Consider the following 16,955-nt stretch of genomic DNA (forward strand, 5'->3'; position numbering starts at 1 on the left):
GTCAGGCGTCCTTAAGGGTCTTGCGGCGCAGCAGCCAGGCCAGCGCGATCAGCAGAACTGTCGCCACGGCGGCGGCGGTGACGGTGTAGGCGAACACCGGCTCGTTGGGGATCTGGCGCGGGTTCAGGTCCTCGGGCCCGGTCAGGAACACCCACCAGTAGAGCGCGTAGTAGACCGCCAGGTTGGTCAGGAACATCGTCGAGGGGAAGGCGAACAGCAGCTGCTTCCACAGCGCCGGATGCGTCAGCTTGCCCAGAAAGCGCACATAGGCGGCCCAGACCGCGATGCCGATGAACACGAAGCTGAGGTTGGCGAAGGTCTTCAGCAGGTACAGCATGTGCAGCCCGTTCGGGCTGTCCGAACCCTCGCGCGCCTGGATCGAGGCGATGGCGTAGTGCAGCGTCAGGTCCCAGGACAGGATCACGAACGGCAGGAACAGCCAGACCAGGCCGAAGATCTCGACCCGCGTCTGCCGCTTGCGGCTGAAGTTGGCGAAGAAGATGTCGACGCGGACGTGGCTGTTGGTGGTGACTGCATAGCCGATGCCGATCATCATCGACGCGCCGTACAGCCACCACTGCAGATCGTCCAGCCAGGCCTGGTTCATCCCCGACTGCCGCAGCACGACCTGGGCGACGATGGCGATGATCAGCGCCGGGAAGATCCAGGCGAACAGGTTCGCGACGACCACCACGGCGCGGTCGCCGGTGTTGTGCTCGGCGCGGCCGACCATGCCGGGATCCGAGATAACGATCATCTCTTCGGGTTTTTCCATGCAGTCCGTCCGCCGAAAAAAGGGGGGCCCCGGCCGCTGTGTCGGCCGGGGCCTGCAAGTTCACCGGTGCGGTTTACCGCGGACGCGGCAGGTAGATGCTGTTGAACCAGGTCTTGTAGCCTTCGCGGAACTCCTGCAGGTCGGCCCAGACCTCGGCGAAGTACTCGTCCTCGGCGGCCAGCTCGTCCGCGACCTCGAGCCAGGCGGCCTCGAAGGCGTCCAGGAACTCCTGGTCCCACTGCTTGATGGTGACGCCGTGCTTCTCGACGTTCTCGACCATGGCCGGGAAGTTCTTCGCCTCGCCCTCGGCGAAGTTGTCGGCAAGGTTGGCCATGCAGGCGATGTTGATCTGCGTCTGCGCCCGCTCGTCAAGGCTCTCCCAGCGGTCCTTGTTGATCAGCAGCTCGAACATCGTCGCCGGCTGGTGCCAGCCGGGGAAGTAGTTGAACTTCGCCACGTTGTAGAAGCCCAGGTTCGCGTCCACCACCGGCATCGAGAACTCGGACGCGTCGATCGCGCCGCGCTCCAGCGCCGGGAAGATGTCGCCGCCCGCCAGCAGCGAGGTCGACACGCCCAGCTTCTCCATCACCTCGGCGCCGAGGCCGAAGAAACGCATGTTCAGGCCCTGCAGATCCTCGAGCGAGGTGATTTCCTTCTTGAACCAGCCCGAGGTCTCCGGCGCGTACATGCCGCACAGCAGCACCTTCACGTTGTAGCCGTTGTCGTCGTAGAGCCGCTAGAACAGCGTCATGCCGTCGTCGTACAGCATCCACGCCAGCATCTCGCCCGGCTCGGGGCCGAAGGGCACGGCGGCGAACAGGCCCGCGGCCGGCATCTTGCCCTGCCAGTAGCCGGAGGTCGAATAAGCCGCATCGACCGAGCCGTTCGAGACCGCGTCCAGCATCTCCAGCGCCGGCACCAGTTCGCCCGGGTTGAAGTGCTCGAACTCCACGCTTTCCGAAATGCCGTTGATCTATTCGACGAAGGCGACGCTCGCGGTGCCCAGGATCGGCAGGTTCGCCGAGTAGCCCGAGGTCATCTCGAACAGTTCCTGCGCCTGCACCGGCAGCGCCACGGCGCCGGCCAGGATCGTGCCGGTCAGCATCCTCTTGTACATGCGGATTCCCTTCCCTGTTGGTTCGACAACTCGTTGGTGTCGGATGCACCGTAACCACAGCGGCGCGAATCGCCCAAGACCAAAGCGGGGCCGTGCGGGCAAAAATCGCCGCGGCGGTGGCAGCTTGCCTAATGTTTCGACAAACCCGCCGCCGGCGAAGCTTTGTTCCGCGGAAGGATACGAAAACCGGCGTCCACATTCTAATATTGCAAAGGAAGCGTCGAGGACGACCGAAAACTGTTCGCGCGAATCGCCTCCGGAACACGCGGCCGCAATTCATCGGGTGAAATCACCTCCCGGACCGCCTATCTAGGACGGGGATCGACAGACGAAGGACGCCAATGCCCATCGCCATCTTCTTCGTCGCCCTCGCGGGCGCGCTGATCGTCGCCGTCGCCGACCGCCAGCTGCGCCCCGTCGCCATCCTGTTCGCGATCGTGATGTCGGCGCTGCTGGCCTACGTGGTCTGGGACCAGTGGCTGCGCGGCGGGCGGCTGCCGCCGCGGATGACGCTGGAGCAGCTGCAGCTGGACGATCTGCAGGTCGCCAGCGACGCCCGTTTCGTCCGCGTCTCGGGCCGGGCCGCCAACACCTCGGAACGGTTCCGCCTGCGCGAGTTCCGCATGCGCACCACGGTGCACGACTGCCCCGACGCGGACAGCGCGCTGCCCGACTGCGTGGTCATCGCGCAGGACGACGGCATCGCCCGGGTCGACGTGCCGCCGGGCCAGGCGCGCCACTTCGAGGCGGTGTTCAGCTTCCGCAACATGCCCGAGACCACCGGGGTGACGGTCTGGGACCACCAGATCCTGGAGGTGCGCGCGATCGACGAGACCGCCCGCACGCCGGTGCTGCGCTAGCCGCCGGCGCCGCAGGCCAGCCGTACCGCGACCAGCGCCGCGTCGCCGCTGACGCCGCCCTTGCGGGTCCGGCAGCCGGTGGCCTGCTCGGCGGCGACGCTGGCTGCGGCCATCACCTCGGCGGTGTCCGGCAACGCCACCATGTTGGTGCGGATCACCTGCGCCTCGCCGTCCAGCGCGTAGACGTCGAAGACATAGGGCCCGACCCGTGTCACCTGGGGCGAGACGCCCATGAACCGCGGCGCGGGCGAGGAACAGCCCGCCGCCAGCAGCAGCAGCGCGAGCATCGACATTCTGGGCATGGCACCTCCGGCTTTCGCCGCAGCCTGCCGCGCACAGGGTTAACAGGCGGTTAGCGCCCCTTCCCCCCGCGCCCGAACGGCGCTAGATCGGCGGCATGACCGATTTCGCCAGGACCCGCGCCCTGTTCGACCTGCCCGAGGGGGTGATCTACCTCGACGGCAACTCTCTCGGGCCGTTGCCGCGCCATGCCGCCGCGCATGTGGCGCGGGTGATGACCGAGGAATGGGGCACGCAGCTGATCCGCGGCTGGAACGGCGCCGGCTGGTTCACCCTGCCCGAGCGCCTGGGCGAGCGCATCGCGCCGCTGATCGGCGCGCAGCCCGGCAGCGTCACGGTGGGCGACACGCTGTCGATCAAGGTCTACCAGGCGCTGGCCGCGGCGCTGGACCTGGTGCCGGACCGGCGCGTGGTGCTGTCGGACAGCGGCAACTTCCCGTCCGACCTGTACATGGCCGAGGGGCTGCTGCGCAGCCTGGGCCGGGGCCACGAGCTGCGCGTCGTCGCCCCCGAGGCGGTCGCGGCGGCGATCACCGACGAGGTCGCGGTGCTGATGCTGACCCAGGTCGACTACCGCACCGGGCGGCTGCACGACATGAAGGCGCTGACCGACCGGGCGCGGGCGGCGGGGGCGATCACCGTCTGGGACCTGGCGCATTCGGCCGGCGCGCTGCCGGTGGACCTGTCCGGCTGCGACACCGATTTCGCCGTCGGCTGCACCTACAAGTACCTCAACGGCGGCCCCGGCGCGCCGGCCTTCATTCATATCGCGCCGCGCCTGACGGACCGCGCCCGACCGGCGCTGTCGGGCTGGATGGGCCATGCCGCGCCCTTCGCCTTCGAGCCCGGCTACCGCCCCGCCGCGGGCCGCGCCCGGATGCGGGTCGGCACGCCGCCGGTGATCGCGCTGGCCGCGCTCGACGCCGCGCTGGACGTCTGGGAGGGCGTGTCGCTGCAGGCGGTGCGCCGCGCCAGCCAAGAGCTGGCCGATCTGCTGATCGCCGAGGTCGCGGCGCGCTGCCCCGAGCTGACGCTGGCCTCGCCCCGCGATGCGCAGGCGCGCGGCAGCCAGGTGTCGTTCGCGCACCCGCAGGGCTACGCGGTGATGCAGGCGCTGATCGCGCGCGGCGTGATCGGCGACTTCCGCGCCCCGGACCTGCTGCGCTTCGGGCTGACGCCGCTCTACCTGTCGGCGGAGGACGTGCGCGCGGCGGTGGCGATCCTGGCCGAGATCCTCGACACCCGCGCCTGGGACCGGCCCGAGTACCACGCCCGCGCGGCGGTGACCTGACCGCGGACCCGCCCGCTTTCCGGCGGCGGGCGGCGGCGTCCGCAGGCTTGGAACCGCGGCGGGCGCGGGCTACCTTCGCGGCGAAACCTGACCGCAAGGAGTTCCCATGCACTGCGTATTCGTCCAGCTGCGCTGCACGCCCGGCCGCACCTACGACGTCGCCGATGCGCTCTACGACAAGGAGATCGCGTCCGAGCTCTACTCCACCTCGGGCGAGTACGACCTGCTGATGAAGCTCTACATCGAGGACGGCGTCGACATCGGCAAGTACATCAACGACCAGGTGCTGACGATCCCGCACATCGACCGGTCGCTGACCACGCTGACCTTCAAGGCGTTCTGAACATGTCCCTGCCCGAGCTGCACCCGGAGCGGACCGCGCTGCTGCTGGATTTCGACGGTACCCTGGTCGAGATCGCCCCGCGGCCCGACGCGATCACCGTGCCCGCGGCGCTGCCGGCGCTGCTGGCGGCGCTGCACCGGCGGCTGTCGGGGGCGCTGGCGCTGGTTTCGGGACGCGAGGTCGCGGACATCCGCCGCTACCTGCCGGAGTTCCCCGGCACCATCATCGGCAGCCACGGCGCCGAGCGCGCCGAGCCGGGCCGGACCGCCGCGCCGCCGGCCGCGCTGGAAGGACTGGAGGCGATTCGCGAGGCGGTGCGAGACTTCGCCGCCAAGCACCCCGCGCTGCTGCTGGAGCCCAAGGCTCACGGCGTCGTGCTGCATTTCCGCCAGGCGCCGGAACTGGGGCCGCAAGTCGCGCGTTTCATGGGCGAACTGGCGGAGCGCCACCCCGATTTCGCTGTCCAGCAGGCAAAGATGGCCTGGGAGCTTCGGCCGGGATTCGCCGACAAGGGGCGCGCCGTCCGCAGTTTGCTGGGGCTCGATCCTTTTACAGATCGAATTCCTATATATGTAGGAGACGACGCCACCGACGAAGCCGCGATGAACGTGGTCCAGGATCTGGGCGGGGTCGGCATCAAGATTGGACAGGGGTCCAGCGTGGCCATGCATCGGCTGCCGGACCCGGCGGCGCTTCTCCGCTGGCTGGAGAACGCTGCCTGATGTGAGGGCAACAGCCATGTCGAGACTGGTCTGCGTTTCCAACCGCCTGCCCCTGGGGCCGAACCCCGCCGGCGGCCTCGTCGTCGCGCTGAAATCGGCGCTGACCGAAACCGGCGGGCTCTGGGTCGGCTACCGCGGCGAGGTGACCGAGACGCCTTCCGACAGCCTGATCGACCTGCCCGGCGCACCGTTCGAGCGCGCCGCGTTCGATCTGACGCAGGAAGAATTCGACGGCTACTACCGCGGCTACGCCAACTCCGAGCTGTGGCCGATCTTCCACGGCCGCGCCGATCTGTGCGACATCCGCCCCGAACATCTTGAGACCTATCGCGCGGTGAACGCGCGCATCGCGCGCCAGCTGGCGCCGCGGCTGCGCCGCGACGACCGGATCTGGGTGCACGACTTCCACCTGCTGCCGCTGGCGCAGGAACTGCGCCGGCTGGGGGTCGAGGCGCCGATCGGGCTGTTCCTGCACATCCCGTTCCCCGACGTGCACAACCTTTCGGCACTGTCGAACGGCGCCGAGGTGATCGACTGGCTGTCGCGCTACGACCTGGTCGGCCTGCAGGCCGACCGCGACGTGCTGAGCTTCCTGGACTGCGCCTGGCAGCTGGGCAATCTGGAGGATTTCGGCAAGGGCCGGCTGAAGGTCAACGGCCGCCACATGCGCATCGCCAGCTGCCCGATCGGCATCGACGCCGAGGAATTCGCCGCCGCCGCCCGCGACGCCCCGCGCGAGGACCGGCTGCGCTCGCTGACCGGGGCCGAGCTGATGATCGGCGTCGACCGGCTGGACTATTCCAAGGGCATCCCGCAGCGCTTCCGCGCCTTTCAGGAACTGCTGGAGCAGCACGAGGACCTGCACGAGAAGATCGCGTTCCTGCAGATCGCCCCGCCCACCCGCGAGGCGATTTCCGCCTACCAGGTGATCCGCGAGGAGACCGAGCATCTGGCCGGCCGGATCAACGGCCAGTTCGCGACGATCAACTGGACGCCGATCCGCTACATCCACCGGCCGCTGCCGCGCGACACGCTGGCGGGGCTGTACCGGCAGGCGGCGATCGGGCTGGTGACGCCGCTGGCCGACGGCATGAACCTGGTGGCGAAGGAATACGTCGCGGCGCAGGACCCCGAAGATCCGGGCGTGCTGATCCTGTCGCGCTTCGCCGGCGCCGCCGAAATGATGGGCGAGGCGCTGATCATCAACCCGCACGACCCGTGCGAGCTGGCGCTGGCGATGGCCGAGGCGCTGCACATGCCGCGCACCGAACGCCGCCGCCGCTGGGAGCGGCTGATGCACGTGGTGCAGACCCAGGACGTGCGCTGGTGGTCGAAGCGGTTCCTGTCGGCGCTGGAGCGGCAGCCGATCCCGGCCTGAACGCTATTCCGGCGGCAGCATCGCCTGCAGCGTCAGCAGCCGGTCGGCCTCGGCCGGCGGCTTGTCCCAGCGCAGCCGGTGCACGCGCGGGAAGCGCATCGCCACCCCCGACTTGTGCCGGCCGGAACGGTTCAGCCCCTCGAACGCCACCTCCAGCACCAGCCCGAACGCCGGCTCGGCGCGCACCGAGCGCACCGGGCCGAAGCGTTCGACGGTGTTGTCGCGCACGAACCTGTCGATCCGCTTCAGCTCCTCGTCGGTGAAGCCGAAATAGGCCTTGCCGACGGGCACCAGCGTCTCGTCCTCGGTCCAGACGCCGAAGGTGTAGTCGGAATAGAAGCTCGACCGCTTGCCGTGGCCGCGCTGGGCGTACATCAGCACCGCGTCGATCAGGAACGGGTCGCGCTTCCACTTGAACCACGGCCCTTTCGGGCGGCCGGGAACATAGGCGCTGTCCAGCCGCTTCAGCATCAACCCCTCGATCACCGGGTGCGGCGGCTCGGCGCGCAGCTTCGCCAGCGCATCCCAGTCGTCGAACGCGAGCAGCGGCGACAGGTCGAACCGCTCGGGGTCGAGACCCGTCAGGAACTCTTCCAGCCGCGCCCGACGCTCGGCGAAGGGCAAGGGGCGCAGGTCCTTCGCGCCCGCCTGCAGCAGGTCGTAGGCGCGGACGAACGCCGGGTGCCTGCCCATAAGCGCCTTGCCGACGGTCTTGCGGTTCAGCCGCTGCTGCAGGTCGCCGAACGCCGCGGTGCCGCCGTCGGCGCCGCGCACCAGCAGCTCGCCGTCCAGCGTGCCGTCGAAATCCAGCTGCGCCAGCACATCCGGAAACGCGCCCGAGATGTCGTCGCCGGTGCGCGAATACAGCCGCCGCTCGCCGCCCTCGCCGGTGGCCTGCACGCGGATGCCGTCCCATTTCCACTCGGCGGCGAACGCGGCCGGGTCCAGCGCCGCAAGCTCGGCCTCGTCCAGCGGGGTGGCCAGCATCACCGGGCGGAACGGCGCCAGCGCCGCCTGCACCGGCTTCTCGGCCCGCCCCTCCAGCCAGGCGAACAGCTCGGTGTAGGGCGGCGCCAGCCCGTGCCACAGCTCCTCGATCCCGGTCACCTCGACCCCGCCGAAATCGGCCAGCGCCTGCTTGGCCAGCCGCGCACTGACGCCGACGCGCAGCCCGCCCGTCGCCAGCTTCAGCAGCGCGTAGCGCTGCGGCGTGTCGAGCGCGTCCAGCAGGTCGCGCACCACCGCCGGCGCGCCGGTGCGCCCGGCGGCGTTCAGCCGCCCGACAGTCGCCGACAGGCCCGGATCGGCCAGCGCGCCCTGCGGCTCCCAGATCAGGACGATGGTCTCGGCCAGATCGCCGACGTAGTCATAGCTGAGCGCGAACAGCTCCTCGTCGACCCGCTCGGCGACCAGCGCGCGCAGCATCGCGGGCTTGGCGCCGCGGATGTCCAGATCGCCGGTCAGCGCCGCCAGCGCCACGCCCCGGTCCGGGTCCGGCACCGCGGCGAAATAATCGCGCAGCAGGCGCAGCTTGCCCAGCCGCTGCGGGGTGAAGGCCAGCCGTTCCAGCAGTTCGGCGAACCGCCTCATTCCACCGCCTCGTCCTCGTAGCCGACCAGGTGCAGCGGCCGCGCCCGGCGCCGGTTCAGCGCGCACCAGCGCACCAGCGCCTCCTCGCGGCCGTGGGTGACCCAGACCTCCTGCGGGTCCAGTTCCTCGATGGTCCGGGTCAGCTCGGGCCAGTCGCAATGGTCCGAGATCACCAGCGGCAGCTCGACGCCGCGCTGGCGTGCCCGTACCCGCACCTGCATCCAGCCGCTGGCAAAGGCGATCAGCGGCTCGGGGAAGCGCTGCGCCCATTTCGCGGCGAAGGCCGAGGGCGGCGCCAGCACGATCCTGCCGGCGAACCGCGCCTTGTCGCCGCCCGCGTCCGTCGCCGGCTCCAGCGGGCCAAGCGCGACGCCCTCGGCCTGGTAATAGTCGCAGAGTGTCTTCAGCGCGCCGTGGATGTAAAGCGTGTCGGTATAGCCCGCCGCGCGGATCAGCCGGATCACGCGCTGCGCCTTGCCCAGCGCATAAACCCCGACCATGTGCGCGCGCTCGGGGAACAGATGCAGCGATTTCAGCAGCCTGGCCATTTCCTGCATCGGGTCGGGATGGCGGAACACCGGCAGGCCGAAGGTCGCCTCGGTGATGAACACGTCACCGCGCACCGGCTCGAACGGCTCGGATGCCGGGTCGGCGCCGCGCTTGTAGTCGCCCGCCGCGACCACCGACAGCCCCTTCCATTCGACCCGGATCTGCGCCGAGCCCAGCACATGCCCGGCGGCGTGGAACGACACGGAAACGCCGTTGACGTCGACCGGCGCGCGGCTGCCCTGCTGCGTCGCGTCGGCGAACCCGGCACCGTAGCGCAGCGCCATGATGTCGAGGGTGCGCCGCGTCGCCATCACCGCGCCGTGCCCCGAGCGCGCGTGGTCGGCGTGACCGTGGGTGATCAGCGCGCGCGCCACCGGGCGCACCGGATCGATGTAGAAGTCGCCCGGCGGGCAATACAGCCCCTCGGGCCGCGGGTGCAGCAGATCGTCGGGCGTCATTCCCCCAATATAGGCGCACCGGCGCGGCTGTCCCGCCTCAGGGCGCGTTGCCCAGGGTGCCGAGATCGAACCGCTCCACGTCGCGCAGCAGCTCGACGAAGCCGGCCACCTGGTGCGCGCAGGTCGCCGCGCCCTTGGCGGCGGTGGCGGCCGAGGCGTCGCCCACCGTTCCCGCCGCGTTCAGGTCCGAGGCGATCCAGCCGTAGGCCGCCGGCCCGGTGGGCCGCAGCCGGGCGAAGCCGTCCATGTCCTGCGCGCTCGAGCGGAAATCGCGCGCCTGCGCCATGTCCACCAGCTCGGGGCGGAAATGCAGCATCAGGCTGGTCTCCATGTCGCCGCCGTGGATGCCGTAGGCCAGCTCGTCGGGCGGGTACATGCCCTCGGGGTGGCCGAACGCGCCCCAGTGGCACTTCACCGCCAGCATGCCGGCGCGTACCCGCAACTCGCGCGCGATCACGCCGATCATGTCGGTGTTGCCGCCGTGCGAGTTCACGATCACCAGCTTGCGCACCCCCGCCCGCGCCACAGACAGGCCGATGTCGATCCAGGCCTCCATCGCCACGTCGGCGGCCAGGGTCAGGGTGCCGGGCGCGTGCAGGTGCTCGTTCGACTTGCCCACCGCCTGCACCGGCAGGATGCGGAAATCCAGGTCCCCGGGCGCGTCCGCCACCAGCCGGTCCAGCATGCCCTGCGCGATCATCGCGTCGACCCCCACCGGCAGGTGCGGGCCGTGCTGCTCGACCGCCGCGGTGGGCAGGATGGCGATGGTCCGGCCCGGATCGATGTCGGCGTATTCGGTCGTGCGGTATTCCGCCCAGTGGCGACGCATCTCGGCTCTCCTGGCTTGGGGTGTTCAGCTGCTGGCGCCGGCGGCGGACGGCTCGCCGGGGCTGGCGGAGCGGTCGCCGCCTATCAGCCCGTCCAGCGCGCGCCCGACCCGCTCGAGGTGCGCGGCGCGGGTCTCGGGGGTGGACGCGTCCATCCGGTAGTGCGCGGCGTAGGCGGTGCGGCAGCGCCGCGCGCACAGCAGCCGGATGCCGCGCAGGATGGTGCGCCGCCCGGGCGCGCCGATGAACCGCGTCAGCCACCAGCTGGCGCCGCAGGTGGTGAACACCGCCAGCCGGTTGATGTGGGTCAGCGTCGGGATGATGTCGCCGGTCTCGGGCAGCCGGAACGCCACGTCGGGCAGCAGCACCCGATCCAGCCAGCCCTTCAGCAGCGCCGGCTGGCCGTACCACCAGGTCGGGTAGACGAAGATCAGCGTGTCGGCCGAACGCAGCGCCGAGATGTGCCCGGCCAGCGGGCTGCCGGTCTCGGGGCCGTCGAGATACGCCTCCCACTCGCGCCGGCTGAGCACCGGCTCGAACCGCTCGGCGTAGAGGTCGATCACCTGCACCTCGGCCCCCGCCCCGGCCAGCCGCCCGACCACCAGGTCGCGCACGGCGGCGGTGAAACTCTGCGGGCTGGGGTGGCAGTAGACGACCAGTGCGCGCATGGCTCAGAAGCTCTCCATCTGTCGGGTGACCCGGCCGAGAAAGGCGCGCCGGCGCACGTCGTCGGCCCGATTCATGTCGTACAAGGCAAGGTAGCGCGTTTTCGCGCGGGGGTGAACGACCGCCCGCAGGTGCCGCGTCACGCTGCGCCGCGGCGGATCGCCCAGCACCGCGGCGCGCAGCCGCGTGGTGCCGTAGTGCGTTACCGCCGCCAGCCTGCGGATGTTGTGCAGGCAGCCGCCGACCCTGCCGTCGGTCATCCCGAACGACACGCCGGGCAGGAACACCCGGTCCAGATAGCCCTTCAGGATCGCCGGGTAGCCGAAGTTCCAGACCGGGAACACAAGCACCAGCGCCTCGGCCGCCCGCAGCCGTTCGACATGGCCGGCGACGGGCACGGTGTTGACCGCCTCGTCGTGATAGTGCCGCCGCTCGTCGGGGGACAGCACCGGATCGAAGCCCTCGCCATAGAGGTCGCAGTCGTCGACCTGCCACCCGTTCCGCTGCAGCGTCTCGACCGCGGTCCGATGCACCGCGGCCGAGAAGCTTTCGGCCAGCGGGTGCGCGAACAGCACCAGCGCGCGGTTCATTCCGCCGCCGTCATGCCGGGATAGGCGTACATCCGGTCGTAGCCCCAGTCGGGATCGTCCCAGGCGATCATCTTGCCGGGGTTCAGCAGCCCCTTCGGATCGGCCTGCCGCTTGAACGCCAGCTGGCGGTCGTCGACGGTCTGCCGGCCGCCCTCCTCCAGCGTGTAGCGGTGCGGGTTGAACACCATGCAGCCGAGATCCTCGTGGATGTGCACGATCTCGTCCAGCCGCGCCTCGGTGGTGAACCGGATCAGCGGCAGGCTGGCGAACATGGTGCGCCCGCCCTCCTTCATCGCCTCGAGGTGCTGCAGCACCTCGTCGCCGAAGATCGCGGACACCTTGCGGATCTTCTCCAGCATGTCGTCGCCGGCGAAGCGCACCTGCAGATAGGTGATCGCCGGGTCCACCTTCAGCGCCCGCAGCGTGGTGTGGTTCCAGCCGTATTCGAACACCGGGCCGGGGTTCTTCGCCCAGTCGTTGTCGTCCGAGCGATAGATGATCCTGCCATCGCGCCGGGCGTGAAAGGTCAGGAAGCCGTCCATCGAATGCGGCGCGACCATCAGCGCGACAAGGTTGTCGCCCGGCGCGACATAGGGCTTCACGCGCTGGAAATAGTCGTGCGCGATCGGCGCCTGGATCGGCGTCGCCAGCTTGATCAGGATGCCGGCCTCGTCGGTCAGATCGCGGGCGTATTCGACGGCGGCCATGAAATCCTTGAAGGCGACGAACATCTCGACCCAGTCATAGGCCGGGGCCAGCGGCATCTCGATCTCGGTGATGATGCCGTTGGTGCCGTAGGCGTGGCTGACGCGGGGCAGTTCCTCGCCGCGGAATTCCAGCACGCGGGGCTGTTCCTCCATCGTCACCACGCGCAGGCGGATGATGTTGCCCAGATCGCGCAGCGCGCCCCAGCGGCACGAGCCGACGCCGCCCGAGCCGCCGGCGATGAAGCCGCCGATGGTCGCCGTCGCCCAGGTCGACGAGAACATGCGGATCTCCTGCCCCGAATGCGCCTTGCAATGCGCGTCGAGATCCTTCAGCAGGCAGCCCGGCTCGACGATCACCCGGCCCGGATGCACTTCCTTCACCGCCGCCATGTGGCGCATGTGCAGCACGCAGCCGCCGGCCAGCGGCATCGCCTGGCCGTAGTTGCCGGTGCCCGCGCCGCGCGTCGTCACCGGCACGTCGTGGGCATAGCAGACCTTCAGCACCTCGATCACCTCGGCCTCGGACCGGGGCGAGACGACGAAATCCGCCTGCAGATGGTCCATCCGCGCCTTGAGCACCGGCGAGTACCAGAAGAAGTCCCGGCTTTTCGCCTTCACCGAGGCCGGCTTCCGGTCGATCTCCAGATGCGAAAGGGCGGCTATCGCGCCTGCGATGTCGGCTGGCATGTCGTCTCCATCAATGCGTCAAGCTCGGAATATTGCGGCAGCGTACGGTCGATGGCCCGGCCCCGGCGCACCACCACCCGGTCGGCCTGGGGGCGGGCGAAGGCTTCGGTCCAGGATCTTGCGTTGAGCAGCACGAAGTCGGCGGGCCCGGCGGTCATCTCGACCGGGGCGAAGCCGCAGATGTCGGCGGGCGCGGCGCTGACCGTCGCCGCCCAGTCGCCGCGCGAATGGTCAAGGTGCCCGATCCGCGTCGCCTCGCGCAGCACTTCCAGCAGGTCCATGTCGCCGTAGGCGTAGAACGGATCGCGGGTGTTGTCGCTGGCGAAGGCCACGGGGATGCCCCGCGCCCGCATCTCGTGCACCAGGGTGATGCCGCGATAGCGCGGCGTCCGGCCCCGCTGCCGGTCCTGCAGGTAGAGGTTGCACATCGGCAGGCTGACCACGGCGATCCCGGCCTCGGCCACGCGGTCGAGCGTGCGCTCGGCCACGCCCGCGTCCTGCGTCGACAGCGAGCAGCAGTGCCCGACGACCACGCCCGGCCCGAAGCCGGTGCGCAGGACTGATCGTGCAATCGCGTCGAGCGCGGTGCTGTCCGGATCCAGCGTCTCGTCGACGTGGAAATCGGCCTTCAGCCCCCGCGCCATCGCCATGCGGAAGAAGGCGTCGAGCCGGTGGTCCAGGTCCGGCACCGGGAAGGCGACGCAGCCCAGAACGCCGCCGCATGTCTGCACCCGGTCGGCCAGAACCCGGAACTCGCCGCCGTCCTCGACCATGTCGACCGGCACCAGGCAGGCGGCCTGCAGCGCGATCCGCCCGGCCCAGTCGGCGCGCACCTCGTCGAACACCGGCCACGAGATCGCGTCCTGCGGCGCCAGGCTGTCCAGATGCGTGCGGATCGCGCGCGTGCCGTGTGCCCAGGCGCAGCGCAGGCTGAACTCCATCCGGGCGCGCACGTCCTCGGCCGACCAGTTCGCGGCGCGGTCCGCCCCCACGGTCGCCAGCGCCCCGTCGAAGCTGCCGTCCAGGTTGGCGGCACGCGGCCAGATGTGGCCTTTGTCCAGATGCGTGTGCATGTCCACGCCCAGCGGCAGGCGGATGCGCCCGCCCATGTCCAGCACGGTCTCGGCGGGGCCGTCGACGATCCGCCCGTCCGCGACCGTCACCGGCGCGGGAACGAAGCCGGCCCCCGGCTGGCCCATCAGGCAGGCCGGGGCGACCAGGTTCTCCAGCCGGTAGCGTCCGGTTCCGGGCAATGCGACGAAATCCAAATCAGGTCTCCCGCTTGATCGCGCTCTCGTGCCACTTGTGCAGCAATACATGCGTCAGCCAGGTGATCGCCAGATAGATCGCCACCCCGGTCAGCACGATCAGGAACAGCGCCGCGAACATGCGCGGGATCTGCAGCCGGTAGGACGACTCGAGAATGCGGAACGCCAGCCCCGAGCCGACACCGCCGGTGCCGGCGACGAACTCGGCCACCACCGCGCCGATCAGGCTCAGCCCGCCGGCGATGCGCAGCCCGCCCAGGAAATACGGCAGCGCCGAGGGCAGCTGCAGATAGCGCAGCTTCTGCCAGCGGGTGGCGCCGTAGATCGAGAACAGGTCGCGCAGGTTGTGATCGGCCGAGTTCAGCCCCAGCGTCGTGTTCGACAGGATCGGGAAGAAGGCGACGATCCAGGCGCAGATCAGCAGCCCGACAAGCTGCGCGTCGATGGTGAACAGCCCCAGGTTGATGTCGACGACATAGATGAAGATCAGCGGCGCGATGGCGATGATCGGCGTGACCTGCAGCACGACGGCGTAGGGAAAGAACGACATCTCGACCAGCCGCGACTGGTTGAACAGGATCGCCAGCCCGACGCCGACGGTTACCGCCAGGAACAGCGCCATGAACGTCACCTGGATGGTGATCCACCAGCTGCCCGCCAGGGTCGCGAAATCCTCGACCAGGGTCTGCGCCACCAGCATCGGGCCGGGCAGCACGTAGTGCGGGATCTGGTTCACGGTGACGACCCAGTGCCACCAGAACAGGGTCAGCGCCAGCAGCGCGATGGGCAGCACCCAGCGGGCGATGCCGTTGATCCGGCGGCCCCGCGCGCGGCGCAGTTCCTCGTCGTCGCGCAGATCGGTGGCGGCGGTCACGGCGGGGTCGGTCATCGTGCTCATGCCGCGTCTCCCATCGCCTCGTGCAGCGCGTCGGATGCGGCGCGGCAATGCGCAGCGTACTCGGCCGAGGTGCGGAACTCCTCGGTGCGCGGATAGGGCGCGTCGACCTGCAGTTCGCGGATCACCCGGCCGGGGCGCGCGGCCATGATCACGATGCGGTCCGACAGGAACACGCTTTCAAAGACCGAGTGCGTCACGAAGATGACCGTGCAGCCGATCGCCTGCCGCATCGCCAGCAGGTCGTTGTTCAGCTTGAAGCGGGTGATCTCGTCCAGCGCGGCGAACGGCTCGTCCATCAGGATCAGCTTCGGCCGGGTCACCATCGCCCGCGCGATCGACACCCGCATCTTCATGCCGCCCGACAGCTCCCGCGGGTAGGCGCCCGCGAACGCGTCCAGCCCCACCAGCGCCAGCGCCGCGTCGATCGCGGCCTGCACCTCGGCCTTGCGTTTGCCCTTCAGGCGCAGCGGCAGGAACACGTTGTCCTCGACCGTCGCCCAGGGCATCAGCGTCGGCTCCTGGAACACCACGCCCAGATCGTCGGTGCCGTGCGGCCCGTCCCAGCGGATCCGCCCCGCGGTCGGGTGCGTCAGCCCCGAGATCAGCCGGAGCGCGGTGGACTTGCCGCAGCCGGACGGGCCCAGCAGGCTGATGAAATCGCCCAGCCGCACGTCCAGGTCCATGCCGCGCAGGGCGACGACGTCGCCGCCGAACACCTTGGTCACGCCCTGCATCTGCAGCAGCGAAGGCCGGGATCCGGCCTTCGCGATCGTCGCCTCGGTCAAGCTCACTCTCCGACCAGTTTCTTCTTCACGTCCAGCGCGGCGCCCGAGTTGGCGAACTCCAGCGTGTAGGACTTTTCGACGTCGATGCCCTCCTCGACCACGCCGGCGGCGACCATCTTGTCGTAGAAGTCCTTGAACGTCGCCTCGGTCATCGCGCCGATGCCCAGTTCCAGCGCGTCGCCCGAGTCGACGATGCCATGCTCCTTCATCGCCTCGATCGAATAGGCCAGCTGCGCGTCGGTCATCTCGGCGTTGTCGGCCTTGATCGCCTCCAGCGCGGCGGCGTTGTCGCCGTAGAGGAAGTTCGCCCAGCCGATGGCCGAACCCTCGACGAAGCATCTTACCACCTCGGGCGTCTCGTCGATGGTCGCCTGCATGGTCTCGACGGTGGTGGCATAGGTGGTGAAGCCGTGGTCCGCCATCAGGTAGACGTCGGGCGTGAACCCGGCCTCGCGCTCGACCGCGAACGGCTCGGAGGTGACATAGCCCTGCTGGCCGGAGCGCGGATCGGCGATGAACGGCGCCGGGTTGAAGGTATAGGGCCGGCGGATCTCGGCGGGGAAGTCATAGGCCGCCATCATCCACTGGTAGAAGCTCTGGAAACCGTTGTCGCCGATGAACAGCGTATCCAGCGTCTTCAGCTCCTCGAAGCTCGACACCGCGCCGGGATGGGTCAGGATGACCTGCGGTTCCTTCTGGAAATGCGCCGCGACCACCTTCAGCGGGATGCCCTCCTTCACCGCGGCGAAGGCCTGCAGCAGGTTGCCGCCCATGTGGAAGTCGATCTTGCCCGCCAGCATCAGCGCGCGGTTGTTCACCTGCGGTCCGCCGGGAACGATGGTCACGTCCAGCCCGCAGGCCTCGTAGGTGCCGTCGACCACCGCCTGGTAATAGCCGCCGTGCTCGGCCTGGGCGATCCAGTTGGTGCCGAAGCTGACCTTTGTCAGCTCCTGCGCGGTTGCCGGCAGGACGGCGACGAGTGCCAGCGCCGAGGCCGTTACGAGACTGCGTTTCATGGGGATCCCTCCGTGTTGTCCGGTGCGGTCAGGCTGGGGGCACAGTCACCAAAGCCGAAACCGAACACAAGGGTTTCGCGGCGCGCGGCGGCGGGAATTCCGGCCTGCACAGGAATTGACCGTTTGAT

Annotated in this window: 17 protein-coding genes and 1 pseudogene; 5 read left to right on the forward strand and 13 right to left on the reverse strand. The window is 69.6% G+C overall.

Going from position 1 to position 16,955, the window contains the following annotated elements; genetic code table 11:
* Window position 1: 1 nt before the first annotated feature.
* Together GE300_RS05935 and GE300_RS05940 are read right to left on the reverse strand one after the other, a co-directional pair.
* The gene (locus tag GE300_RS05935; protein ID WP_154445647.1) at window positions 2–775 is read right to left on the reverse strand and encodes a TRAP transporter small permease subunit; all 774 of its coding nucleotides are present in this window, start codon (window positions 773–775) and stop codon (window positions 2–4) included.
* 73 nt (window positions 776–848) lie between these two features.
* Window positions 849–1,880: pseudogene (locus GE300_RS05940) on the reverse strand (TRAP transporter substrate-binding protein).
* Window positions 1,881–2,233: 353 nt separating this feature from the next.
* On the opposite strand from GE300_RS05940, the gene GE300_RS05945 reads away from it, so the two are divergent.
* Window positions 2,234–2,752: a hypothetical protein gene (locus GE300_RS05945; RefSeq protein WP_154445648.1), complete on the forward strand. Its 519-nt coding sequence runs from the start codon at window positions 2,234–2,236 to the stop codon at window positions 2,750–2,752.
* On the opposite strand, the gene GE300_RS05950 is transcribed toward GE300_RS05945, so the two are convergent.
* Window positions 2,749–3,054, reverse strand: a complete 306-nt coding sequence (locus tag GE300_RS05950) for a hypothetical protein (protein ID WP_154445649.1) — start codon at window positions 3,052–3,054, stop codon at window positions 2,749–2,751. The genes GE300_RS05945 and GE300_RS05950 overlap by 4 nt on opposite strands.
* Before the next feature lie 95 nt (window positions 3,055–3,149).
* On the opposite strand from GE300_RS05950, the gene kynU reads away from it, so the two are divergent.
* The 4 genes from kynU (at window position 3,150) to GE300_RS05970 (ending at window position 6,786) form a co-directional block, all read left to right on the forward strand.
* Window positions 3,150–4,343 carry a kynureninase gene (kynU, locus tag GE300_RS05955; protein WP_154445650.1) on the forward strand — a complete coding sequence of 398 codons (1,194 nt, stop codon included), beginning with the start codon at window positions 3,150–3,152 and terminating at the stop codon, window positions 4,341–4,343.
* 106 nt (window positions 4,344–4,449) lie between these two features.
* Complete coding sequence (locus GE300_RS05960) at window positions 4,450–4,686, forward strand: Lrp/AsnC ligand binding domain-containing protein (RefSeq protein WP_154445651.1); 237 nt, start codon at window positions 4,450–4,452, stop codon at window positions 4,684–4,686.
* Window positions 4,687–4,688: 2 nt separating this feature from the next.
* Window positions 4,689–5,408, forward strand: coding sequence for a trehalose-phosphatase (otsB, locus tag GE300_RS05965; protein ID WP_154445652.1), 720 nt, complete (start codon window positions 4,689–4,691; stop codon window positions 5,406–5,408).
* A gap of 16 nt (window positions 5,409–5,424) precedes the next feature.
* On the forward strand, window positions 5,425–6,786 hold the full coding sequence (locus tag GE300_RS05970; protein ID WP_154445653.1) for an alpha,alpha-trehalose-phosphate synthase (UDP-forming): 1,362 nt from the start codon (window positions 5,425–5,427) through the stop codon (window positions 6,784–6,786).
* A 3-nt stretch (window positions 6,787–6,789) separates the two neighbouring features.
* Here the strand turns inward: GE300_RS05970 and GE300_RS05975 are convergent, their stop codons facing one another.
* The 10 genes from GE300_RS05975 to GE300_RS06020 are packed head-to-tail and all read right to left on the reverse strand — an operon-like array spanning window position 6,790 to window position 16,827.
* Window positions 6,790–8,376, reverse strand: a complete 1,587-nt coding sequence (locus GE300_RS05975; protein WP_154445654.1) for a cisplatin damage response ATP-dependent DNA ligase — start codon at window positions 8,374–8,376, stop codon at window positions 6,790–6,792.
* Window positions 8,373–9,383 (reverse strand): ligase-associated DNA damage response exonuclease, encoded by a 1,011-nt coding sequence (locus tag GE300_RS05980; protein ID WP_154445655.1) that lies wholly within the window; start codon window positions 9,381–9,383, stop codon window positions 8,373–8,375. Before GE300_RS05980 ends, GE300_RS05975 begins: the two co-directional genes overlap by 4 nt.
* Window positions 9,384–9,420: 37 nt before the next feature.
* A complete protein-coding gene (locus tag GE300_RS05985; protein WP_154445656.1) occupies window positions 9,421–10,212 on the reverse strand; it encodes a creatininase family protein in 792 nt (263 codons plus the stop codon).
* A 24-nt stretch (window positions 10,213–10,236) separates the two neighbouring features.
* Window positions 10,237–10,878 (reverse strand): NAD(P)H-dependent oxidoreductase, encoded by a 642-nt coding sequence (locus tag GE300_RS05990; protein ID WP_154445657.1) that lies wholly within the window; start codon window positions 10,876–10,878, stop codon window positions 10,237–10,239.
* A 3-nt stretch (window positions 10,879–10,881) separates the two neighbouring features.
* Entirely contained in the window at window positions 10,882–11,466 is a 585-nt protein-coding gene (locus GE300_RS05995) for an NAD(P)H-dependent oxidoreductase (protein WP_154445658.1), read from the reverse strand.
* The gene (locus GE300_RS06000; protein ID WP_154445659.1) at window positions 11,463–12,860 is read right to left on the reverse strand and encodes an FAD-binding oxidoreductase; all 1,398 of its coding nucleotides are present in this window, start codon (window positions 12,858–12,860) and stop codon (window positions 11,463–11,465) included. Before GE300_RS06000 ends, GE300_RS05995 begins: the two co-directional genes overlap by 4 nt.
* Window positions 12,833–14,128 (reverse strand): cytosine deaminase, encoded by a 1,296-nt coding sequence (locus GE300_RS06005; protein ID WP_233416809.1) that lies wholly within the window; start codon window positions 14,126–14,128, stop codon window positions 12,833–12,835. Before GE300_RS06005 ends, GE300_RS06000 begins: the two co-directional genes overlap by 28 nt.
* Window position 14,129: 1 nt before the next feature.
* Window positions 14,130–15,026, reverse strand: coding sequence for an ABC transporter permease (locus GE300_RS06010; protein WP_233416810.1), 897 nt, complete (start codon window positions 15,024–15,026; stop codon window positions 14,130–14,132).
* A complete protein-coding gene (locus GE300_RS06015) occupies window positions 15,023–15,760 on the reverse strand; it encodes an ABC transporter ATP-binding protein (protein ID WP_154445875.1) in 738 nt (245 codons plus the stop codon). The genes GE300_RS06010 and GE300_RS06015 overlap by 4 nt, the downstream gene beginning before the upstream one ends.
* 53 nt (window positions 15,761–15,813) lie before the next feature.
* Window positions 15,814–16,827, reverse strand: coding sequence for an ABC transporter substrate-binding protein (locus tag GE300_RS06020; protein ID WP_154445661.1), 1,014 nt, complete (start codon window positions 16,825–16,827; stop codon window positions 15,814–15,816).
* Window positions 16,828–16,955 lie beyond the last annotated feature (128 nt).

The organism is Halovulum marinum, from assembly GCF_009697225.1.
Lineage (GTDB): Bacteria > Pseudomonadota > Alphaproteobacteria > Rhodobacterales > Rhodobacteraceae > Halovulum > Halovulum marinum.